This window comes from Nonomuraea sp. NPDC049725 (assembly GCF_040674795.1).
GTDB lineage: Bacteria > Actinomycetota > Actinomycetes > Streptosporangiales > Streptosporangiaceae > Nonomuraea > Nonomuraea ceibae.
Genome location: NZ_JBFANJ010000004.1, coordinates 569,231 through 590,505, shown reverse-complemented (window position 1 = coordinate 590,505; position 21,275 = coordinate 569,231). Strand labels below are relative to the sequence as shown.

At 72.9% G+C, this 21,275-nt stretch carries 17 protein-coding genes; 9 read left to right on the top strand and 8 right to left on the bottom strand.

What is annotated here, in order from left to right:
• Window positions 1-2: 2 nt before the first annotated feature.
• The 3 genes from AB0J53_RS13950 to AB0J53_RS13940 are packed head-to-tail and all read right to left on the bottom strand — an operon-like array spanning window position 3 to window position 3,907.
• Complete coding sequence (locus tag AB0J53_RS13950; RefSeq protein ID WP_364171919.1) at window positions 3-2,144, bottom strand: ATP-dependent RecD-like DNA helicase; 2,142 nt, start codon at window positions 2,142-2,144, stop codon at window positions 3-5.
• Between the two features lie 53 nt (window positions 2,145-2,197).
• Window positions 2,198-3,250, bottom strand: coding sequence for a quinone-dependent dihydroorotate dehydrogenase (locus AB0J53_RS13945; RefSeq protein WP_364171917.1), 1,053 nt, complete (start codon window positions 3,248-3,250; stop codon window positions 2,198-2,200).
• Window positions 3,251-3,256: 6 nt separating this feature from the next.
• Entirely contained in the window at window positions 3,257-3,907 is a 651-nt protein-coding gene (locus AB0J53_RS13940) for a response regulator transcription factor (RefSeq protein ID WP_364171915.1), read from the bottom strand.
• A gap of 19 nt (window positions 3,908-3,926) precedes the next feature.
• Between AB0J53_RS13940 and AB0J53_RS13935 the strand changes: the two genes are divergently transcribed.
• Both AB0J53_RS13935 and lpdA read left to right on the top strand, forming a co-directional pair.
• Window positions 3,927-4,301, top strand: coding sequence for a tautomerase family protein (locus AB0J53_RS13935; RefSeq protein ID WP_219506548.1), 375 nt, complete (start codon window positions 3,927-3,929; stop codon window positions 4,299-4,301).
• A gap of 41 nt (window positions 4,302-4,342) precedes the next feature.
• Entirely contained in the window at window positions 4,343-5,722 is a 1,380-nt protein-coding gene (lpdA, locus tag AB0J53_RS13930; protein ID WP_219506551.1) for a dihydrolipoyl dehydrogenase, read from the top strand.
• A 47-nt stretch (window positions 5,723-5,769) separates the two neighbouring features.
• Here lpdA and AB0J53_RS13925 read toward each other — a convergent pair whose 3' ends face one another.
• On the bottom strand, window positions 5,770-6,678 hold the full coding sequence (locus tag AB0J53_RS13925) for an alpha/beta hydrolase (RefSeq protein ID WP_364171912.1): 909 nt from the start codon (window positions 6,676-6,678) through the stop codon (window positions 5,770-5,772).
• 78 nt (window positions 6,679-6,756) lie between these two features.
• Here AB0J53_RS13925 and AB0J53_RS13920 point away from each other — a divergent pair, with 78 nt between their 5' ends.
• The 4 genes from AB0J53_RS13920 to AB0J53_RS13905 all read left to right on the top strand — a co-directional run bounded on the left by AB0J53_RS13920 (window position 6,757) and on the right by AB0J53_RS13905 (window position 10,542).
• Window positions 6,757-8,010 (top strand): acyltransferase, encoded by a 1,254-nt coding sequence (locus AB0J53_RS13920; RefSeq protein ID WP_364171910.1) that lies wholly within the window; start codon window positions 6,757-6,759, stop codon window positions 8,008-8,010.
• Between the two features lie 100 nt (window positions 8,011-8,110).
• The gene (locus AB0J53_RS13915; protein ID WP_364171908.1) at window positions 8,111-8,800 is read left to right on the top strand and encodes a hypothetical protein; all 690 of its coding nucleotides are present in this window, start codon (window positions 8,111-8,113) and stop codon (window positions 8,798-8,800) included.
• 81 nt (window positions 8,801-8,881) lie between these two features.
• Window positions 8,882-9,406, top strand: coding sequence for a sigma-70 family RNA polymerase sigma factor (locus AB0J53_RS13910; protein ID WP_364171906.1), 525 nt, complete (start codon window positions 8,882-8,884; stop codon window positions 9,404-9,406).
• Window positions 9,403-10,542 (top strand): CU044_5270 family protein, encoded by a 1,140-nt coding sequence (locus AB0J53_RS13905; RefSeq protein ID WP_364171904.1) that lies wholly within the window; start codon window positions 9,403-9,405, stop codon window positions 10,540-10,542. The genes AB0J53_RS13910 and AB0J53_RS13905 overlap by 4 nt, the downstream gene beginning before the upstream one ends.
• Here AB0J53_RS13905 and AB0J53_RS13900 read toward each other — a convergent pair.
• The 3 genes from AB0J53_RS13900 to AB0J53_RS13890 form a co-directional block, all read right to left on the bottom strand.
• Window positions 10,448-11,716 carry an MFS transporter gene (locus AB0J53_RS13900; protein ID WP_364171902.1) on the bottom strand — a complete coding sequence of 423 codons (1,269 nt, stop codon included), beginning with the start codon at window positions 11,714-11,716 and terminating at the stop codon, window positions 10,448-10,450. The two genes, AB0J53_RS13905 and AB0J53_RS13900, sit on opposite strands and share 95 nt — an antisense overlap.
• 144 nt (window positions 11,717-11,860) lie before the next feature.
• A complete protein-coding gene (locus AB0J53_RS13895) occupies window positions 11,861-12,433 on the bottom strand; it encodes a hypothetical protein (protein ID WP_364171900.1) in 573 nt (190 codons plus the stop codon).
• Window positions 12,424-12,999, bottom strand: a complete 576-nt coding sequence (locus AB0J53_RS13890) for a hypothetical protein (RefSeq protein WP_364171898.1) — start codon at window positions 12,997-12,999, stop codon at window positions 12,424-12,426. The genes AB0J53_RS13895 and AB0J53_RS13890 overlap by 10 nt, the downstream gene beginning before the upstream one ends.
• A 28-nt stretch (window positions 13,000-13,027) precedes the next feature.
• Here AB0J53_RS13890 and AB0J53_RS13885 point away from each other — a divergent pair, with 28 nt between their 5' ends.
• The 3 genes from AB0J53_RS13885 (at window position 13,028) to AB0J53_RS13875 (ending at window position 20,266) form a co-directional block, all read left to right on the top strand.
• Window positions 13,028-14,368 (top strand): hypothetical protein, encoded by a 1,341-nt coding sequence (locus AB0J53_RS13885; RefSeq protein ID WP_364171896.1) that lies wholly within the window; start codon window positions 13,028-13,030, stop codon window positions 14,366-14,368.
• Window positions 14,369-14,500: 132 nt separating this feature from the next.
• Window positions 14,501-16,537: a cellulose binding domain-containing protein gene (locus AB0J53_RS13880; RefSeq protein ID WP_364171894.1), complete on the top strand. Its 2,037-nt coding sequence runs from the start codon at window positions 14,501-14,503 to the stop codon at window positions 16,535-16,537.
• A 132-nt stretch (window positions 16,538-16,669) separates the two neighbouring features.
• On the top strand, window positions 16,670-20,266 hold the full coding sequence (locus tag AB0J53_RS13875) for a S8 family serine peptidase (RefSeq protein ID WP_364171892.1): 3,597 nt from the start codon (window positions 16,670-16,672) through the stop codon (window positions 20,264-20,266).
• On the opposite strand, the gene AB0J53_RS13870 is transcribed toward AB0J53_RS13875, so the two are convergent.
• Window positions 20,267-21,247 carry a helix-turn-helix transcriptional regulator gene (locus tag AB0J53_RS13870; RefSeq protein WP_364171890.1) on the bottom strand — a complete coding sequence of 327 codons (981 nt, stop codon included), beginning with the start codon at window positions 21,245-21,247 and terminating at the stop codon, window positions 20,267-20,269.
• Between the last annotated feature and the right edge of the window lie 28 nt (window positions 21,248-21,275).

Below are 21,275 nucleotides of genomic sequence, written 5' to 3'. Positions count from 1 at the left end.
GGTCACGGCGCGGCGAGCTGGAGAGCCAGCCGGTGGGACAGGGCGGTGTTGCGCCGCCCGCCCAGCCGGTGCACGGCCAGCTCCAGCGCGTCGCGCCCGCCGACCAGCACCACCCATGCCTTGGCCCGGGTGACCAGCGTGTAGAGCAGGTTGCGGCGGAGCATGACGCCGCCCGCCTCGGCCACCACCGGCGCCACCACGAACGGGTATTCGCTGCCCTGGGCCCGGTGGACGCTGATCGCGTAGGCGTGGGTGAGCTCGTCGAGCTCGTCGAAGGTGTAGGGGACGGCGCGGCCGTCGTCGGTGCACAGCTCGACGAGCCGTTCGCGCGGGTCGACGGCGGTCACGGTGGCGGTCTCGCCGTTGAAGACGCCCTTGTCGTAGTTGTTGCGGATGGGCATCACCCGGTCGCCGGGCCGGAAGACCGACGGGCCCGCCCAGTGTTCGGCGACGCCCTCGCGGGCCGGGTTGAGCCGGTCCTGGAGGCGGCGGCCGAGCTCGGTGGCGCCGGTCTCGCCCCGGCGCATCGGGCACAGCACCTGCACCTGGCCGGGCTCGACGCCCTGTTTGCGGGGGATCGCCTCGGTGGCCAGCTCGATGACCCGATCGGCCACCTTGACCGGGTCGTCCAGCTCCTCGAACCAGAAGCCGCCCCCGCCGGGCAGGTCGGGCAGCTCGCCGGCGCGGATGCGGTGGGCGGCCCGGACGATGCCGCTGTCGTGGGCCTGCCGGAACACGTGGGTGAGCCGCACGCGCGGCACCTCCGGCACGCCGAGCAGGTCGGCCAGCACCCTGCCGGGGCCGATGCTGGGCAGTTGGTCGCTGTCGCCGACGAACAGCAGGTGGCTGCCCGACGGCACGGCGGCGGCCAGCCGGGTGGCCAGGTGCAGGTCGAGCATCGACGCCTCGTCCACCACGATCAGGTCGGCCTGCGCGGGGTCGTCGGCGAACAGCGCGCCGTCGTCGGGCTCGGCGCGGGCGGACAGCAGCCGGTGCACGGTCATCGCGGGCAGCCCGGTCAGCTCCGACAGCCGTTTGGCGGCCTTGCCGGTCGGCGCGCACAGCGTCACCGAGCCGCCCATCGCCCGCACGGTCGAGGCGATCGCCGCCACGGTGTGGCTCTTGCCGCAGCCCGGCCCGCCGGTCAGCACGGAGACGGTGCTGGTCAGCACCAGGTTGACGGCGGCGCGCTGGTCCTCGTGCAGCCGCTCGTCCTCGGAGTAGGGGCGCATCCGCAGCGTCGAGCGGGCCCGCAGCAGCCTGGCCAGGTGGCCGGCCAGCGCCACCTCGCGGCTGTGCTCCTGCTTGCCGTAGACGACGAGCCGGCCCGGGTCGGACGGCGACGGCTCGACGACGACGCGCCGCTCGGCGCTGAGCGCGTCGACGGCCCGCCTGACCGGCCGCTCGTCCTGCTCGACCAGCGCCACCACCTGGGTGACCAGCGCGTGCAGCGGCAGGAAGCAGTGGCCGCCGCCCGCGGCCGCCGCCTCCAGCCGGTCGAGGACCGCCGCCCGCAGCCGCGCCGGGCTGCTCTCGGGCACGCCGGAGCGCAGCGCGATGCGGTCGGCCGTGTGGAAGGCGATGCCGCGCACCCGGCCGACGAGCTGGTAGGGGTCCTTGGTCAGCACGTGGAGGGCGTCGTGCCCGTACGCCTGGTAGAGCTTGGCGGCGAGCAGCGGGCTGACGCCGAACCCCTGGAGGGCGACCATGAGCTCGGCCACGGCCTTCTGCTCGGCCCACGCCTCGACGATCTGCGCCTGGCGGATCGCGCCGATGTTGACGACCTCGCGCAGCCGCTCGGGCTCGGTGTCGATGACCTTGAGCGTCTGCTCGCCGAAGTGGCTGACGATGGCGTGGGCCAGGCGCGGGCCGACGCCGCGGATCAGGCCGGAGCCCAGGTAGAGGCTGATGGCGCGGACGGTGGAGGGCGCGACGCGCTCGCACTGCTTGACGGCCAGGCGGCGGCCGAAGCGCGGGTGCGACTCCCACGCGCCGGCGAGCTGGAGCCGCTCCCCCGGCTGGGCCCCGGCCAGCGGCCGGCCCGCGGCGACGAAGGAGCCGGCGTCGTCGGAGCTCATCCGGGCCACGGTGTAGTGGTCGTCGTCGACGAAGACGAGCTGCTCGACGGAGGCCTCTACCTTCACGCCCGGAGACTAACCCGCGGCTACGACAGTCGAGGGCGTCCCCGGGGCGCCGGTCATGCCGTGCGGCCGATGATCTCGGTGATCGACTTCAGGCCGTGGCGGCGTACGCGCCGGGAGAGCTGGCGGTGGATGCGGGAGGCCCACAGCGGGCCGCCGTAGATCCAGCCCGTGTAGCCCTGCACCAGCGTGGCGCCGGCCAGCAGGCGTTCCCACACGTCATCGACGTCCTCCACGCCGCCCACCGACACGAGCGTCAGACGGTCGCCCACGCGGGCGCGCAGGCGGCGCAGCACCTCCAGCGAGCGTTCCTTGAGCGGACGGCCGGACAAGCCTCCCGTCTCGCCCGCGTGGCGGATCGTGGTGTTGGTCGCGATGATGCCGTCGAGGCCCAGCTCGACCGCGAGATCGGCGACGGAGTCGACGTCCTCGTCGGCCAGGTCGGGCGCGATCTTGACGAGCAGCGGGGTGCGCCTGGGCGTGCCGTCGGCCACCTCCTTGACCGCCTTGAGCAGGGGGCGCAGCAGCTCGACGGCCTGAAGGTCGCGCAGTCCCGGCGTGTTGGGCGAGCTGACGTTGACCACCAGGTAGTCGGCCAGCGGCGCCAGCGTCCTGGCGCTGGTCACGTAGTCGGCGACCGCGCCCGACTCGGGCACCACCTTGGTCTTGCCGATGTTGACCCCCACCACGACCGGCACCCCGCGGGTGCGGCGCAGGCGGCGGGCGGCGGCGCGGGCGCCCGCGTTGTTGAACCCCATCCGGTTGACGACCGCGTGCTCCGGCACCAGCCGGAACAGGCGCGGACGCGGGTTGCCCGGCTGGCCGTGGGCGGTGATGGTGCCGACCTCGACATGCGAGAAGCCGAGCGCCGCCACCGCCTCCGCGCACGCCGCGTCCTTGTCGAAGCCGGCGGCGAGCCCGAGCGGCCCCGGGAAGTGCACGCCGAAGGCGCTCACCCGCAGGGCCGGGTCGTGCGGTGCGAGAGCCCGGTGCAGGGATCGCTTGAGCAGGGGCAGCCTGGCGAGGATCGCGAGGGCCCTGACGGTCTGATGGTGCACGGCCTCGGCGTCGAACCGCCGCAAGACCTGCGTGAACACGAGGCGATACATCACGGGTCAGGCTACCAATCCAGCCTCGTGGGCGATGATCGCGGCCTGTACGCGGTTGCGCACGTCGAGCCGGGTGAGGATGGCGCTCACGTACGCCTTGACCGTGCCCTCCACGATGTGCAGCGTGCGGGCGATCTCCGCGTTGGACAGGCCCGCGCCCAGCAGGGCCAGCACCTCGCGCTCGCGGTCGGTCAGCCCGGCGATGCGGTCGCGGGCGGCGGCGCCGCGCGCCATCCGGCCGCCGGCCAGCTGCTCGATGACCCGCTGGGCGACCTTCGGCGACAGGTACGCGGCGCCGCCGGCGACGGCGTGGACCCCGGCGATCAGCTCGCGCGGGTCGCCGGACTTCAGCAGGAACCCGTTCGCGCCCACGTCCAGCGCCTTGGCGATGTAGTCGTCCTCGCCGAACGTGGTGAGCATCACCACCGCCGTGCCCGGCGCCGCCCTGCGGATCTCCGCCGCCGCCGCGAGCCCGTCGAGCCTCGGCATGCGGATGTCGAGCAGCGCCACGTCCGGGTGGTGGCTGATGGCCAGGTCCACCGCCTCGCGGCCGTCGCCGGCCTCCGCCACCACCTCCAGGTCCGGGTCGGAGGCGAGGATGGCCCGCACCCCGGCGCGGATCATGGCCTCGTCGTCGGCCAGCAGTATGCGAATCACACGCTCTATATTGGCCGACATGGCACAGGTGAAGGTTTACGGGCGCAGGGACGTGTGGGGCGGGCACCAGAAGGAGGTCTCCGACCTGCTCCACCAGTGCGTGGTCAAGGCGTGGGGGCTGCCCGAGGACAAGAGGTTCCACCGGTTCCTGCTGCTCGACGCCGACGACTTCATCTGCCCGCAGCGCGGCGACGGTTATCTGATCATCGAGATCGTCTGCTTCACCGGCCGCAGTGACGAGGCCAAGCGCGCGCTGATCCGCGAGATCTACGACACGTTGCCGTATCCGAAGCAGGACGTGGAGATCACCATCATCGAGATGCCGCAGGTCAACTGGGGCATCCGGGGCGTTCCGGCGGACGAGTTGACGCTGTCCTACCGGGTCGAGGTATAGCGCGTCAGGACCGTGCGCGGGCGGGCGGTATGGTCCGAGTCATGAGCACAGACTATGACGTCGTCGTTCTCGGCGCCGGTCCGGGAGGATACACGGCCGCCGTCCGAGCCGCCCAGCTCGGGCTGCGCACCGCGGTCGTCGAGGAGAAATACTGGGGAGGCGTCTGCCTGAACGTGGGCTGCATCCCGTCCAAGGCGCTGCTGCGCAACGCGGAGCTGGCCCACATCTTCACCAAAGAGGCCAAGACCTTCGGCATCAGCGGCGAGGTCAGCTTCGACTACGGCGCGGCGTTCACCCGCAGCCGCAAGGTGGCCGACGGCCGGGTCAAGGGCGTCCACTACCTGATGAAGAAGAACTCCATCACGGAGTACGACGGCCGGGGCACCTTCCTCGACGCCAACACGCTGCAGGTCAACGGCGAGACCATCACCTTCCGCCACTGCATCGTCGCCGCCGGCGCCACCACCCGGCTGATCCCGGGCACCCAGCTCTCCGAGCGCGTGGTGACGTACGAGGAGCAGATCCTCTCCGAGGACCTGCCGTCCAGCATCATCATCGCGGGCGCGGGCGCCATCGGCGTCGAGTTCGCGTACGTGCTGCACAACTACGGCGTCAAGGTCACCATCGTCGAGTTCCTCGACCGGATCGTGCCGCTGGAGGACGAAGAGGTCTCCGCCGAGCTGGCCAAGCGCTACAAGCGGCTCGGCATCGAGGTGCTCACCTCCACCCGCGTCGACAACATCGAGGACACCGGCTCCGCCGTCAAGGTCACCGTGTCGCGTGACGGGCAGCAGCAGGTGCTGGAGGCCGACAAGGTGCTCCAGGCGATCGGCTTCCAGCCGCGCGTCGACGGCTACGGCCTGGAGAAGACCGGCGTGCAGCTCACCGACCGGGGCGCCATCGCGGTCGACGGCCGCTGCCGCACGAGCGTGCCGCACATCTTCGCGATCGGCGACGTCACGGCCAAGCTCATGCTCGCGCACGCCGCCGAGTCGATGGGCATCATCGCCGCGGAGACGATCGGCGGGGTCGAGACCATGGAGCTCGACTACGTGATGATCCCGCGCGCCACCTACTGCCAGCCGCAGGTGGCCAGCTTCGGCTACACCGAGACGCAGGCCCGTGACCTGGGCTATGACGTCAAGGTGGCCAAGTTCCCGTTCACCGCGAACGGCAAGGCGCACGGCCTGGGCGACTCGGCCGGCTTCGTCAAGATCATCAGCGACGAGAAGTACGGCGAGCTGCTCGGCGCCCACCTGATCGGCCCCGAGGTCACCGAGCTGCTTCCGGAGCTCACGCTGGCCCAGCAGTGGGACCTCACGGTGCACGAGGTCGCCCGCAACGTGCACGCCCACCCGACCCTCGGCGAGGCGGTCAAGGAGGCGATCCACGGCCTGTCCGGTCACATGATCAACATGTGAGCCGACGGCCGGGACGGCCTGCCCGGCGACCGGCGCCGTCGTGGCCGCTAGCCGAAGAAGCGGCGCAGCTCGGCGGCCACGCGCTCCGGCCTGCCGCCGGTGTCGGCGTTCCCGGAGCCGCTGTGGCCGACCCCGGCGAGCTCGACGCGGGCGGCGCCGGGGACGACCCGCTCCAGGGCGTCGAGGGCGGCCTTGAAGTAGGCGGGGCTGCGGCTGCCGCCGAGCAGGAGCGTCCGCGCGCCGACCGCGCCGTAGGCCGCCTGGGAGCGGGCCAGCTCGGCCACCACGCGGGTCTCGTGGCGCAGGGTCGGGGCGAGCATCCGCATCGTGACGTCGCCGTCGCCCGCCTTGCGGTCCTGGGCTGCCAGCATGCGCGCCGACAGGGCGTCGAGCAGCCGGCGCGGCATCAGGTCGAAGATCGCCGGGCCGAGCCGGGCGGCCTTCATCGCCGTGATCAGCGCCGCCGCGTCCCGCCCGGCGGCCAGTTCCCGCTCGTACCGCTCCAGCCACGCCGTGGGCGCCGGTCCGTCCACGAACAGCGCGGGCTCGTAGAGGGCCAGCTCCCGGATCAGCCCCGCGCCCGCCGTCCGTAAGCCGCCCGGATGCCCTTTCGGTGAGCCCGTGCTCCCCGCGCGGTGGCGGGCGGCGGTGTGGAGGGCGACGAGGGCGCCGACGCTGACGGCGAAGACGCGGGAGGCGCCCGTGTGCGCGAGGAGCGCTTCCAGGTCTTCGGCTTCGCGGTCCGCCACGTGGTGCGGGCCGTAGGGTCCGCTGAGCCCGCGGCCCCGGCGGTCCGGCAGATAGACCGTGTACGTGCCGGCCAGCGCCTCGGCGAGCTCCAGGTGGCTGCGGGCCGACTCCATCTGGCCGTGCAGCACGACCAGGCCGGGTCCGGCGCCGAGCCGGTGGAACCCGATGACGGTGCCATCCGCGGAGGTGACGTGTCCTGTGTCCATGAGCCCTCCCTCATAGTTGACATCAACTATTAGTCACAGGATAGTCAGTGTCAACTAAGCGATATTGTCGATCTTCCGATGACAAACACCGAGATCTCCCCCAGCACAGCCGCCCCCGTGCGCCCCCGGCTCGGCTGGCTCGACGCCCTGCGCGGGCTGGCCGCCCTGGTGGTCGTGTACGAGCACGCGCTGAACCCGCTCTACCCCGAGCTGCGCGGCGTCACGGGCCCGTGGTTCGACGCCGGTTGGTACGGCGTCATCGTGTTCTTCCTGGTCAGCGGCTACGTGATCCCGGCGTCGCTGGAGCGGCGGGGCAGCGTGGCCGGGTTCTGGATCGGCCGGGGCTTCCGGCTCTACCCGCTGTGGGCGGTGGTGGTGTGCGCCGCGCTGCTGCTGGTGGTGACGGGGATCGACGGCATCCACGTCTACCTGACCGACAACCCGGTCACGGCCACGCTCGCCCATCTGACGATGCTCCAGGACCTCCTGAACGCGCCCAACGTCGTCAACGTGCTGTGGACGCTCTCGTACGAGATGGCCTTCTACCTGCTGGTCACGGCGCTGTTCGTGGCCGGCTGGCATCGGCGCAGCGCGGAGGTGGCGGCCGGGTTCGGCGTGCTGGCCGTGGTCGCCGGCGGCGTGCTGCCGACGATCCTGCTCACGCACCGGGGGCCGACGCTCGTCACGACGCTGGCGGCGGTCGTGCTGGGCGGCGGCGGGCTGGCGGGCGTGCTCAGCTCACGCCCGGCGCTGCGGCGGGCCGGGGCGGTGGCGCTGGCGGTGCTCCCGCTGGGGCTGATCGCGGTCAACAGCCGCATCCCGGCCTGGCAGAGCCTGACGATCCTGGCCACGATGTTCGCGGGCACGGCGCTGTACCGGTGGCGGACGGGGCAGATCTCCCGGGGCCGAGGCTGGGCCGTCGCGGGCGGGGTGCCGGTGGCGGCCACCGGGGCGGCGCTGCTGTGGCACGACGGCGACCCGCTGCCGTGGGTGGCGGCGGTCCTGGCGGCGTGGGCGACGTTCGGGGCGGGGATGCTGCTGGCCGACCGGCGGGTGCCCGCGTGGTGGGCATGGCTGGGGATGGTGAGCTACTCGGTCTACCTGATCCACCCGATCCTGCTGGAGATCGTCGACGGCTTCCTCGGCGACCCGGCCGCCGTCGCCTGGCCGTACCGGGTGGGCCTGGGGGCGCTGGTCGTGGCGGTGCTGCTGGGCTGCTCGGCGCTCACGTACCGGCTCGTGGAGGCTCCGGCGCAGCGCCTGGGACGACGGATCGCCGCTCGATCCATGGGATCGTCAAACGCGCGGCGGAGCAGTCCGGGGGGCGGGTGAAGCTGCCTGGCGCCGGCGGGTCCAGGTGGTGCCAGGACTACCCTCACCTCTCCTCCGCGCACCAGTGAGAACGGCCGCCCGCGTCACTTGAATGGCGGGCATGACATCAACAGAGCTGCCAGGCCGCTGGGTCGAGGGCGTCGGCATGATCCTCGGCCCGCTGCTCCTCCTGGCCGGGGTGCTGACCCGGATCGGCGCGGACGACTTCTTCACCGGGCAGCTCGCCGCCCACGCCGCCCGGCCCGGCGAGATGGCGCTGTCCTACGGGCTGTTCGCCGCCGGGGTGGTGCTGCTGTGGCCGGCGGTGACCGGGCTGGCCCGGCGGCTGGAGCCCGGCTGGGGGCGCTGGGGCATCACGCTGGTGGTGCTCGGGCTGTTCGGGCGGGTGTTCCACGCCGGGGTGAGCCATCTGGCGTTCCAGCTCGTGGACGTGCTCGGGCTGGAGGCCGCGCAGCGCGTGGTGGCCGGCACGTACGGGGCCTTCCACGTGTTCAAGGCGGTCAACGTGTGCATCATGGCGGGCTGGATCGTGCTGGCCGTGGGCGCGTACCGGGCACGGGCGCTCGGGGTGGCCCGGTGCGTGGCGCTCGGCCTGACGGCCGCGCTGCCGCTGGGCGTGCTGAAGGGCAGCAGCGACCCGGTCTCGCTGGTCGCCCTCGCCGGGCTGGCCGTCGCGCTCGTCCCGCTCGGCGTCACCACGTTGCGCACGGGACCGGCGCCCCGCTGGTGGGCCGTGGCGCTCACCGTTGGCCTGGTGCCGGTGGCGTACCTGCTGGGCCTGGTGGGCTGATTTTTCCGATCATGCGGTAACAACGGGACTGCTCGGACCACTACCGGGTGTCAGAAACATCCGGAACGAAGGGGCGGGGCGGTGACGGATGATCAGCACCGGTTCACCGGCATGTACGACGAATGCCGGCAACGCGTGTGGGCGTACGTGGTCAGTCGCTCGGGACGTCAGGTGGCGGACGAGGTCGTGAGCGAGACGTTCGCGATCGCCTGGCGGCGGCTGGAGGACGTGCCCGACCCGGCGCTGCCCTGGCTGCTCGGCGTGGCACGCAACGTGCTGCGCGACACCATCCGCGCCGAGGCCAGGCGCGAGGCGCTCGCGCAGGAGTTGCGCGCCTGGACCGAAGGGGACGTGGCCGACCAGGTGACCGAGCGGATCGGCGTGCTCCAGGCGCTGGCCGCGCTCGGCGACGACGACCGGGAGATCCTCGTCCTGGTGGCATGGCAGGGGCTGTCGCCGAAGGAGGCCGCGCGGGTCGTCGGCTGCTCGACCGCCGCGTTCCGGGTCCGGCTGCACCGCGCCCGCAAACGGCTCAAGCAGGCCATGGAGCCCGCCGGGCCGTCCCGTCCCCGAGTGCGCAACAACCTCAGCGAGGAGTGGTCATGAACCCGATGGACGAGCTGCGTGCCGCTCGGCCCGCACACCTCGGCGACGCCCCGGTGGACGAGGGCACCCGGGCCAGGGAGCTCACGTACGCCATGTCGCACCCGCGCAAGGCGCGGCGCGGCCGGAAGGCCGTCCGGCCGGTGTGGGGCATCAGCCTGGCCGGGGCCACGGCCGCGGTCGCGGCGGCGGCCGTCGTCGTGACCGGGACGGGCGGCGCGCCGCCGAGCGCCCCCGACTCCGTCGCCCAGCCCGCCGCCACCGCCACCGCCACCGCCACGAAGGTGCGGCTGTCGGCGCGCGAGGTGCTGCTGGCCGCCGCCGAGAAGGCCGGCAGCCAGCCCGACGAGATGGGCGCGTGGTGGCACACGTCCACCATGCAGCGCACCCTGCACCAGGTCGCCGAGGGCGGCTACACGGTCGTGGAGCGGCAGCGGAGCGAGGGCTGGACGTCCAGCGCGACCGGCGGCGAGCAGGGCGGCACCTACCAGTCGCTCGGCGCGCGACCGGCCACACCCGAGGACGAGGCGGCCTGGCGGCGGGCGGGCTCCCCCCGCGAGTTCGAGGTCAAGGTGCCCGGCAAGCCGCGCGCGATCACGCTGTCCACCTCGCCGCGCAAGCCGTGGGGCGGCTTCAGCCCGCTGGTCGACGGTGACAAGGTGTTCTGGCTGGGCCGCAACGTGACCATGAAGGAGCTGCGCTCGCTGCCGTCCGATCCGGGCAGGCTCAAGGCGTGGCTGCTGCGCTCGTACAAGGGGCACGACACCGAGTCGGAGAGCGTGCCGATGGCGTCCGACCCGTGGCTGTACCGGGTGAGCACCGGGCTCATCCTGGACATGCCGGTCACGCCTGAGGTGCGGGCCGCCGCCTTCCGGATGCTCGCCGACCTGGACTCGGTCAAGGTCATCGAGAACGTGACCGACGCCGAGGGCCGCCAGGGCGCGGCGGTGGCGGTCGAGGAGAAGGTCAAGGACAGCGTCATGGAGACCCGGCTGATCTTCGACCAGGAGACCGGGCGGGGCCTGGCCAGCGAGAGCGTGGTGGTCAAGCCGGGCGACGCGCACGCCGGGCACGAGCCGGGCACCGTGGTGGGCACGACGACGGTGCTGGAAGCGGGCTGGGCCGACAGCAGGCCGTGACATCGCGCCGGGGGCGCGGCGACGTGATGATCGCCACCAGCAGCAGCGGCGCCCCCGCCAGCGCGAAGCACCACTCCAGCGGCAGCCGCTCCACCACGAGCCCGGCGCCGGCGGTGCCGAGGGAGTTGCCGGCGTGGAAGGCGGTGTTCACCCACGCGCCGGCCTGGGTCCTGTTCCGCGGCCCGGCCAGCTCGTCGGCCAGGAGATAGGCGGTCGTCAAGGCGGGGGCCACGAACAGCCCGGCGACCGCCGCCGCGCCGGCCAGCCCGGCGAGGTTCGGCACGGCTCCGGCCGCGGCGACGGCCAGGCCGAGCGCGGCGGCCAGCAGGCGCAACCGCACCGCCCCCGACGCGCGCCAGGCGATCGCGCCGTAGGCCAGGCCGCCCGCCGCGCTGCCCGCCGACAGCGCGGCCTCGACCCACGCGACGGCGGCGGGCTGCTGCTGCCGCTGGGCGAAGACGACCACGAGCAGCGTCAGCGCCCCCAGGCACAGGCCCAGCGCGGCCGCGACGACGACGGGCGTGAACAGCGCCCGGACGCCGGGCCCGCGTTCCCGGCGACGGGCGGCGGCCGGGGCGGCGCCGGGCCGCATCGCGGGCGACGTGACGAGGGCGAACGTGCCGGTCGCCACCAGGCAGGCGCTCATGGCCACGCCCGCCGCCGGATCGACGACCACGGCGACCAGCCCGGCCAGCAACGGGCCGGCGATGTAGAGCAGCTCCTCGGCGACGGTGTCGAGGCTGTAGGCGCGTTGCAGCAGCCGCTGGTCGCCCAGCAGGTCGCTCCAGAGCGTGCGCATGACGGGCCCGAGCGGCGGCGAGCACCCGCCCGCCGCTGCGGCCAGGACGGCCAGCAGCCACCAGGGCGCCCCGGGCTGCCAGGTGAGCACGGCCAGGCAGCCCAGCAGTGCCGCATAGAGACCGGCCATCGGAGGCAGCGCCCGGCGCGGCCCGTACCGGTCGACGAGCCAGGCCCGCACGGGAGACAGGACGGACACGGCGAGCCCGAACAGGGCCAGGACGCCGCCGGCGAGCGCGTAGGAGCCGGCGGTGGCCGTGAGCGCCAGCGTCAGCGACAGGAAGACGGTCCCGTAGGACAGCCGCCCGAGCAGGGCGAAGCCGAAGGCGCGCGCGGCGCCGGGGTGGGAGAGGACGGCGACGTAGGAGGGAGACATGAAGGTTCCTCAGGAAGGCAGCGCGTCGCGGCGCTGAGACGTGCGAAGGACACCGGCACGCCGCACGCGTCGGTGCGGCCGGGCGGTGGCCTAGGCACGGGTGAGGAACATGGCGATCACCTTACACGGCTACGCCGGCGTGCCTTACGGCTGGTTCAGGCAGGACAGGTTGGCCGAGCGGTAGAGGACGACGACGAGCACCACCAGCGCCGCGAACCAGGCGACGGTCACGGCCAGGGGCAGCCCGGCGTAGCCGTACGGGGCCAGCATGCCGGCGACGCCCAGCGCGGCGACCGCCCAGCGCAGCACGTCGAGGAGCGCGGCGCGGGACGCGTGCCCGCCGGGGCGGAGCCGCCCGGCCACGAGCTCGCCGATCAGCCAGATGGCGAGCAGGGAGCCGGCCTTCTCGGCGAGGTCGAGCGCCTGCTCCAGGGACGTGTCCGGCGCGGCCGGGCCGGTTATCAGGAGGTCGGCGCTCGACAGGACGACCATCAACGTGGTGGCTGCGGCCCCCGCCGGGTCGGCCGGGTGGAGGGAGACGCCTCGCAGCCGGGACAGCCCGACCGCGCACATGGCCCAGCCGGCCGGGTCGAGGAGCAGGTCGAAGCCGTCGAGCCGGAGGGCGGCGTAGACGATGACGAGACCGGTGGCGATCAGCGCGACGGGCGGCATGAGACCGCCGGACGCGGCGCGCGGGTGGGGGTTCGTCAGGGCCATTCGTCGCTCACCGCTTCGCTGCACACCTTGTCGGACAGGCCGCGCTGCCAGGCGACCGGGACCGTCGCGCCGTCGGGCCCGGTCAGCTGCCAGGAGTCCCAGGTGACCTCCGCCGTCCGTGCCCCCAGATAGGTCTCGTACGTGAACCGCACCGGCTGCGGCGTGTGAGGCACGGCCGCGCAGTCGGTGATGGCGACGTGCCTTTCCATCACCTCCATGTCGCCTCCTTCGACGGTGACCTTCTCCGCCCCGGGGTTCTCGGCCGGCAGCAGCCGCAGGCCCGGGATGTTCATCGAGAGGCCGGAGACGGTGAAGGTGGTGGACCCCTCGTTCTCGATTTCCACGAAAAACCTGGTGGACAGGGCGCCGCTTTTCTCGTCCACCCAGGCGCCGGCGAAGAAGGAGTTGATGTTCCAGTTGATATGCGGGGTCACCGCCCCGGTCCCCCAAAGAAACGCGGTCACCATGACGAGCGAAAACGACGTCCAGATCACCACGCGTAATCGGACCGGTTCGGCACGCCAAGAGGTAACGCCGTATTGCTGCCAAATTTCATCGGAAGCCACGAGGTGAAACCATATATGGTGGCATCTCGTGACAATACCCCCGCTGATTCTCTGGGTGGCCGCCCTGCTCACCGTGCTGGCGGCCGCCTCTCCGGTCAGCCGGGAACGGCTCGACAGGTTCGCCGCGCAGACCGGATTCACCGTCACCGCGGCCGACGCCGAACAGGTCGTCGGCCATTTCCGGGCCGTGCGCCGATGGCGTCTGATCGCGCTCGTCGTCGCCGTTCCCGTGGCGGGGCTCACCAATGACCCGTTCTCTTTGGTGCTCGGCTGGTGCGCGGTTTCCGTGGTGTTCTCGCGGGGGGCCTCGAACGCGTACGACGAGGCGCGCGTTTATCGTGGCGCATGGCTCCTCGGATTGGCCGGCGCCGTTTCGGCGACCGCCTTTCTCCTGCAGGACGTCACCCCGGCCCGGATCGCGCACACCGGAATCCTGGTCGCCGTGGCCGTGGCGGTGACGTTCGCCGCCCGGCGCGAACCGGCGAGCGCCCCGGCCGAGCTGGCCATCGGCCGCTGGTCCACGCGCGGCCTCTATCTGGCGGGAACCGCGATCGTGCTGTCGGCCGCGCTGCTCACCCCCGGCCTGCCGGTGCTCTCCGAGCCGCCCGCGTACACGCCGCCCCTGACGTTCTCCGACAGCCGCTCGAGCTTCGAGACGGTGCGCACGTACAAGGCGCCCTCCTGCGCGTGGACCACGCAGGTGGCGGCCGACTGCAGAGGCTGGCTGGTCAATGACCAGCCGTTCCCGCAGGCCGCGCCGTACGTCGTCATCCCCGGCAAGGCGCCCCGGCCGGCCCCGTTCACCCGCAGCCCCGACAAGAAGGCCCTGGTCTACCTGCACCGGCACGACCGCCGCCTGGTGTACGAGGACGAGGCGGGCGCGCGCCCGCTCACCGGCGCGCTGGCCGACACCGAGCTGCCCAAGGTCACGTTCGCCGGCCAGAACAGGTACCTCGCCCTGGTCCGGGACGGCGCGCGGATCATCGACACCCGGACCTGGCGGACGCTGGAGCTCCCCGACGTCCGGCGCGTCCACGACCTCGGCGGGAGCGGCATCGTGGCCGCCACCGCCTCGCGGGCCCTCGTCCTCGACCACCAGGGGAAGCCCCGCATGAGCCTGCCCGCCGGGGACGCCTACCACCTGCACCCGAAGGGCCACCGCCTGGTCGTCATCGACGACGAGGGGCGGGTCACGACCTACGACGTGAAGACCGGCGAGCGCCTGGGCGCGGTCACCCCGGTGTTCCGCGGCGACGACAGCCTCGGCTCCGGGCTCGGCTGGTCGGGCAAGGGCGCCTTCCAGGTCCGCGCCGCCTGGTCCGAACGGGTCTACAACCTCGACCTGTCCACCGGGAAACTGTGGCGCTGAGCAGCGGACCGAACCCTGGGTGAAAGTTTCAGCGTCGTTTGACGGGTGCGCCGCGCGCCACTCATGATCATGTCGTCTCCTGGTCAGGAGGAGGCGTCGAGTGAGGAACCACTGCCACGGCGAGGTGCACCGATGCCGAGAACCCTGCTGCGCTCCGCGTCCGCGATCCTGCTGGCGCTGACCGCCCTGAACGCCCCGACCGCCCATGCCGACGACGGCGTCCCCGTAGAGATCACCGTCAACACCCGTGCCGCGCTGGCCGGCGTGCCCGAGACCGGCATCGGGACCAACCACGCCGTCTGGGATGCGCAACTGGGCAGCGACCAGACCGCGGACCTGCTCAAGGACGCGGGCGTGCGGCTGCTGCGTTACCCGGGCGGCTCGTACTCCGACATCTACCACTGGGCCGACCACACCGCCCCCGGCGGCTATGTCGCGCCGGACACCGACTTCGACACCTTCATGGCCGGGGCCCGCCGCACCGGCGCGCAGCCGATGGTGACCGCCAACTACGGCACGGGCACGGCCGAGGAGGCCGCCGCCTGGGTCCGCTACGCCAACGTCACCAAGGGCTACGGCGTGAAGTACTGGGAGATCGGCAACGAGAACTACGGCAACGGCCACTACGGCGCGGCGTGGGAGGCCGACAACCACGCGGACAAGAGCCCGGCCGAGTACGCCAGGCACGTCGTCGCCTACGCGGACGCGATGAAGGCGGTCGATCCCACGATCAAGATCGGCGCGGTGCTGACCACGCCCGCGAACTGGCCCGACGCGATCAGGGCGGAGGGCGACGCGGGAAGCTGGAACGAGGTCGTCCTGTCCACCGCCGGCCCGAAGATCGACTTCGTGGTCCTGCACTGGTACCCGGGCGCCCTGGACCGCACGGGACACGTACCGGACATGATCCAGCTCACCCGCGAGCAGATCGCCAGGCTGGCCGGGCCGGGCGCGGAGCGGATCGGCATCGCGATGACCGAGTTCAACACCGGTTCCAGCAGCAACGGCACCAACACCCAGCCGGGCGCGCTGGCCGCCGCCGACGCGTACGCGACGCTGCTGGCGAACGGCGTGTTCACGGTCGAGTGGTGGAACGTCCACAACGGCATCGGCACGGTCACCGAGGTCGAGGGGCACACCGACTACGGCGACTTCGGCCTGCTGTCGAGCGGGACGTGCACCGCCGACGGGTCGGTCTGCGAGCCGGCGTTCAACACGCCGTTCGCGCCCTACTACGCGCTGCAGATGGTCGGCAGGTTCGCCCGGCCGGGTGACCAGTTCGTCCGGGCGGCGAGCGACACGCCCGCCGTCAGCGCGCACGCCGCCCGCCGCCCGAACGGCGACCTGGCGGTCATGATGATCAACACCTCGCGCGACACCTCGTACGCGGCGGCGATCGACTACGCGGGCTACACCCCGGCGGCCGGCGTGCCGACGGTGCTCACCCACACCAACGGCGCGACTTCCATCGCCACCGCGACCAGCGGCAGCGCCACCAGCCAGACGCTGCCGCCGCTGTCGCTGACGACGATCGTCCTCAAGCCGGCCGCCGACCGGTCCGGCCCCGCCGCCCCCGCCCAGCCCGTCGCGTCTGCCGTCACGGACACCAAGGCCACGATCACCTGGCCGCGCGCCACGGCCGGCGACCGGCCCATCGCCAAGTACGAGATCCACCGCCAGCACGGCGCGGTCACCGAGCAGCTCGGCGAGACCTCGGGCACCTCGTTCACGGCAGGCAACCTGCGGCCGGGCACCCGCTACACGGTCAACGTGATCGCCCGCGACGCCGGCGGCGGCCTCTCCTGGGCCTCGCCGCCGCTGACGTTCACCACGAAGGCCCCTGCCACCAGCTCGTGCTCGGTACGGCTGAGCGTCCAGTCCGACTGGTCGAGCGGCTACGTCGGGTCGATCGACGTCACCAACACCGGCGCGCCGATCGACGGCTGGACCCTCGACTTCGCCTGGCCGAGAAGCTGGCAGAGTCTGGGGAGCGGCTGGAGCGCGGTCTGGACGCAGGACGGGCGGGCGGTCAAGGCCGTCAGCGAGCCCGGCAACCGCGTCCTGGCCACCGGGGCGTCGGCCACGATCGGCTTCGTGGGCAACTACTCGGGGCCGAACGTGCTTCCGTCCGTGTTCAGGCTCAACGGCACGGTCTGCGCGGCCGGGTGAGAGGCCGCCGCTGGCATTTTCACGACATGTCGCCATCCGGTCAGCCGCATACCCCCCATTGACCGGTCCTTATCCCGCATCCTCATGGACGAGTAAAGCAATGTGTCATTGCACGACAGATCGGGTTCGTTCATGGGATGGATCACCCGCTTCACCGCCGTCGGCGCGGGCCTGGCGATGCTCGCCGTGCCCACGCAGGCGCAGGCGACGCCGCCGGAGCCCGCCTCCGGCGGCGGTGACCTGCACGAGGTCACGCTGATCACCGGTGACGTGGTCACCGTCAGGGAGGTCGCCGGCGGCAAGCGCGCCGCGACCGTGCGGCCGGGCAAGGGCCGGGAGGACGTCAGGTTCTTCACCGAGGAGGAGGACGGCGAGCTCACCGTCACTCCCGCCGACATGGTCCCCTACGTGTCCCGGGGCCTGGTCGACGAGCGGCTGTTCGCCGTGAGCGACCTCATCGAGCAGGGGTACGACGACGAGAGCAGCGAGGTCCTGCCGCTCATCCTGTCCTACCGCGACAGCGACGCGAAGGCCGTCACGCTGCGCAGCGTCAACGCGCGGACGATGCGGGCCGACAAGGACGAACTGCCCGTGCTGTGGGCCGCCGAGCGCGCGGGCGGCGAGCCGAAGCTGCGGGACGGCCTGGCCAAGGTCTGGCTGGACGGCAAGGTCACCGCGACGCTGGAGCACAGCGTGCCGCAGGTGGGCGCGCCGCAGGCGTGGCAGGACGGCTTCGACGGCAAGGGCGTGAAGGTCGCGGTCCTCGACACCGGGATCGACGAGACGCACCCCGACGTCAAGGACAGGGTCGTCGAGGCCCGCAACTTCACCGACGACCCGTCGGCCAAGGACGAGCACGGGCACGGCACCCACGTCGCCGCGACCGTCGCCGGCGTCGGCGCGGCCTCGGGCGGCCTGCGCAAGGGCGTCGCGCCCGGCGCCGAGCTGATGATCGGCAAGGTGCTGAACGCGAGAGGCAGCGGCACGGAGTCGCAGGTGCTCGCCGGCATGGAGTGGGCGGCCAGGGAGAGCGGCGCCGACGTCGTCAACATGAGCCTCGGCGGCGGCGCCACCGACGGCACCGACCCGCTCAGCACCGCCGTGGACGTGCTGACCGAGCAGACCGGCACGCTGTTCGTGATCGCCGCGGGCAACGACGGCAGCGAGTACAGCGTCGGCTCGCCCGGCGCCGCCAACTCGGCCCTGACCGTGGGCGCGGTGGACGCCGACGACGCCCTCGCCCCCTTCTCCAGCCGCGGCCCCCGCCTGGACGAGGCGGTCAAGCCGGACATCACCGCACCGGGCGTCGGCATCGTCGCCGCGCGGGCCGCGGGCACCGGCCTGGGCACCCCGGTCGACGAGCTCCACACCAAGCTCTCCGGCACCTCGATGGCCACGCCGCACGTGGCCGGCGCGGCGGCGATCCTGGCCCAGCGCCACCCCGGCTGGACCGCCGCGCAGCTCAAGAACGCGCTGGTGTCCACGTCGAAGACCATCGCCGGGCAGACCCCGTACGAGCAGGGCGGCGGGCGGCTGGACGTGACGCGCGCCCTCCGTCAGACCCTCACCGCGACGGGGACGCTGAGCCTGGGCGTGCACGAGGACGGCGACACCGGCGTCCCCGGCGGCGAGATCACCTACACGAACACGGGACAGGCGCCCGTCACGCTCGCCCTCACCCCCTCCGTCACCAACCTCGACGGCCAGGCCCCGGCCGAGGGCGCGGTCACGCTGTCGGCGACCACGCTCACCGTCGAGCCGGGCGCGAGCGCGAGCGTGCGCGTCACCGTGGACCCGGCCAAGCTCCAGCACGGCCGGCACGCGGGCTACGTCACCGCCACCGCGGGCGACGCCGTCGCGCACACCACGATCGCCCTCACCCGCCGGGGCAAGATCCACAAGGTCCGCTTCACCGCCGTGAACGCCGACGGCTCCCCCGCCCGCGTGCCCTTCATCTCCATGTACGGGGCCTCCAGCAGGGACGACGCCTACGGCTACATCCTCGACGAGCAGGCCGGCTGGACGGCCGAGGTCGCCGAGGGCACCTACCACATGCAGGCGATCCTGGGCGAGACGAGCTCCGAGACGCCCGTCGACACGCTCGTGGTGAACCCGGAGCTGCCGGTGACCGGCGACATGGAGATCGTGCTCGACCCCAGGACCGCCGTTCCCGTCGAGATCAGGACCTCGCAGCCGGTGATCCAGGAGGGCATCTCCACCTACTTCACCCACCGCACGTACGGGTCGCGCAAGATCAGCCTGGGCTCGATGAACTTCCCGTCGGTCGACGGGCTCTCGGTCACGCCGACCAAGCCCGTCACGAACGGCACGTTCGAGTTCGCCTCGCGCTGGCAGCTCGCCGCGCCCCGCGTGACCGCCGAGCTGGGCCGCGACCCGCTGGTGGTGCGCCCCGCGATCAGGTCGCCGGAGTTCGCCGGCAAGAAGCGCTGGCCCCTGGCCACGGCCGACGCCGGTGACGTGAAGGGCAAGGCGGTCGTCCTGGCCAGCGAGCAGTTCGGCGACTGGACGAGCAAGCTGCAGGGCATCGCCGACGCCGGAGCCGCCGCGGTGATCGTCGTCGGCCCCGACGGCCGGGCCATGTGGCAGCCGTGGAAGCCGGAGGGCGAGCGCGACCCGCTGCCCACCCTGCTGATCACCCACGACCGCGGCCAGGCGCTGCTGGAGAAGGCACGCTCGGGCGGCGTGATCGAGGTGACCGGGCAGTTCGCCCCGCCGTACCTGTACGAGGTCATGCAGGTCTCCTCCGGCCACGTGCCCGAGCGGATCGTGCACGACGTGAACTGGCGCAACACCGCCCTGGTCGAGGCGGGCTACCACGAGTCCGGCGGCGACCGCTACGGCAAGGACCAGCGCTTCGGCTGGCGCCCGTGGCAGACGTACGACCTGGGCTCGCAGATGGAGACGCAGCGCATCGTCAACACGCCGCTGCGCCGGGCCGAGTACGTCAGCGCCGGCGACACCCAGTGGCAGCACGTCGTGCAGCACGCCCTGACCTGGGAGTCGATGAGCCGGCTGCGCGGCGGGCTGACCGACCGGCCGCGGACCTACCGGCCGGGCGAGCGTGTCAAGGAGGACTGGTTCGCCCCGGTCGTGCGCCCGGCCGTCCAGGCGGCGACCCGGACGGGTGACGTGCTGACCGTGCAGGTGCCCGAGTTCGTGGACGCCGACGGGCACCAGGGCTACGCGCGGGACAGCGCCGACAAGGACACCACCGCGGCCCGCTTCTACCGGGACGGGCAGCTGGTGGAGGAGCGCAGCACGCTGCGCGGCGCCTTCCCCGCCGTGGCCGAGGACGCCGAGTACCGGCTGGAGCTGGACACCACGCGCACCGGCGACGAGTGGCTGCACGCCACGGCCACGCGGACGTCGTGGACGTTCAGGTCCGCCAGGACGGAGGACACCCGGCCGCTGCCGATGCTCGGCGTCGGCTACGACATCCCGGCCGACCTGGAGGGCCGGGTCCACCGGACGCTCCCGGTCAAGCTCGGCTTCACCGCGCCCGGCGCCAGGAAGCTCAGCGCGGAGATGTCGTACGACGACGGCAGGACCTGGCGGCGGCTGCCGCTGATCCCCGCGGGCCGGGGGCAGCACGTCGCCCTGGTCTCGCACCGCAAGACCGACCTCGGGGTGTCGCTGCGGGTGACCGCGACGGGCGCCGCCGGAGAGCGGTTGGAGCAGACCGTCACCCGCGCGTACGGGGTCCGGTAGTCACAGCCAGCGCTCGCGGGCCGCATGCCAGGCAAGCTGCATCCTGGTCTGCGCGCCCGCGCGCCGCATGAGGTGGTAGACGCGGCGCTGCACGGTGCGCAGGCTGAGCCCGAGCTGGCTCGCGATCGACTTGTCGGGGACGCCGGCGACCAGCAGCGAGAGCAGGTAGAGCTCGTCGGCGTCCAGCGGGCAGCCGGCCGCCGCGTCGATGACCTGCCCGTCGTCCAGCGACCGGATCGGCGTGGCCCGGTCCCACTGGGCCTCGAACAGCGCGATCAGCGCGTCCAGGAGGCTGCTGCCGCGCACCAGCGCGGCGGTGGTCTCGGTCCGGCCGCCCGCGTGCTGCACCAGCGGCAGCAGCGCGGTCGCCCGGTCCGCGATCATCATCCGCACCGGCAGGAACCGCACGGCGCGGGCGCGCTCGCCGAGCTTGATGCCATAGGCGACGTTGGCCACCATCCCGGGCTCCTCCAGCAGGGCCCGCTCGTAGATCACCCGGTAGTCGACGCCCCGGCCGAGCGCGTCCAGCTCCTCGGTGTTGTCCTGGGACGGCATCACCACGTGCCCGGCGCGGCAGAAGTACATGACCTCCTCGCGGGCGCTGTTCTGCAGGTGGCGCACCTGCTCACGCAGCGCGGCGCGGCTCGGCAGCACCTCGATCAGCCGGTCGGCGTCGCGGCGGCGCAGGCTGGTGCGGTATTCCTCGGCGAGCTGCTCGACCGCCTGGCGGGCCCAGTCGATGCTCTCCTGCCGCCGCATCAGCAGCGGCCCGAGCGCGACGTCCGGGGCCACCGGCGCGAACCCGCGCCCGCCCGCGTCGCGGACCAGCCCCAGGTCCCGCATCGTGGCGAGCGCGCCGGCCGCCGCCTCGGCCGTGATCCCCAGCTCCTCGGCGACGTCGGCCGCCTCCGCCTCGCCCGCGCGGACGAGTAACCGGTACGCCCGTTCCGTCACCTCGTCGAGCCCGGCAGCCTCCAACATGGTCCCCATGATGACAGGTGGCCCCCAA

What these genes read in the sequence shown, in the direction of transcription:
- AB0J53_RS13900 (WP_364171902.1), bottom strand. Translation starts at nt 11,716, where the DNA reads ATGTCTCCCTCCTACGTCGCCGTCCTCTCCCACCCCGGCGCCGCGCGC.
- AB0J53_RS13905 (WP_364171904.1), top strand. Translation starts at nt 9,403, where the DNA reads ATGAACCCGATGGACGAGCTGCGTGCCGCTCGGCCCGCACACCTCGGC.
- AB0J53_RS13925 (WP_364171912.1), bottom strand. Translation starts at nt 6,678, where the DNA reads ATGGACACAGGACACGTCACCTCCGCGGATGGCACCGTCATCGGGTTC.
- AB0J53_RS13875 (WP_364171892.1), top strand. Translation starts at nt 16,670, where the DNA reads ATGGGATGGATCACCCGCTTCACCGCCGTCGGCGCGGGCCTGGCGATG.
- AB0J53_RS13935 (WP_219506548.1), top strand. Translation starts at nt 3,927, where the DNA reads ATGGCACAGGTGAAGGTTTACGGGCGCAGGGACGTGTGGGGCGGGCAC.
- AB0J53_RS13920 (WP_364171910.1), top strand. Translation starts at nt 6,757, where the DNA reads ATGACAAACACCGAGATCTCCCCCAGCACAGCCGCCCCCGTGCGCCCC.
- AB0J53_RS13945 (WP_364171917.1), bottom strand. Translation starts at nt 3,250, where the DNA reads ATGTATCGCCTCGTGTTCACGCAGGTCTTGCGGCGGTTCGACGCCGAG.
- AB0J53_RS13870 (WP_364171890.1), bottom strand. Translation starts at nt 21,247, where the DNA reads ATGTTGGAGGCTGCCGGGCTCGACGAGGTGACGGAACGGGCGTACCGG.
- AB0J53_RS13895 (WP_364171900.1), bottom strand. Translation starts at nt 12,433, where the DNA reads ATGGCCCTGACGAACCCCCACCCGCGCGCCGCGTCCGGCGGTCTCATG.
- AB0J53_RS13880 (WP_364171894.1), top strand. Translation starts at nt 14,501, where the DNA reads ATGCCGAGAACCCTGCTGCGCTCCGCGTCCGCGATCCTGCTGGCGCTG.
- AB0J53_RS13915 (WP_364171908.1), top strand. Translation starts at nt 8,111, where the DNA reads ATGACATCAACAGAGCTGCCAGGCCGCTGGGTCGAGGGCGTCGGCATG.
- lpdA (WP_219506551.1), top strand. Translation starts at nt 4,343, where the DNA reads ATGAGCACAGACTATGACGTCGTCGTTCTCGGCGCCGGTCCGGGAGGA.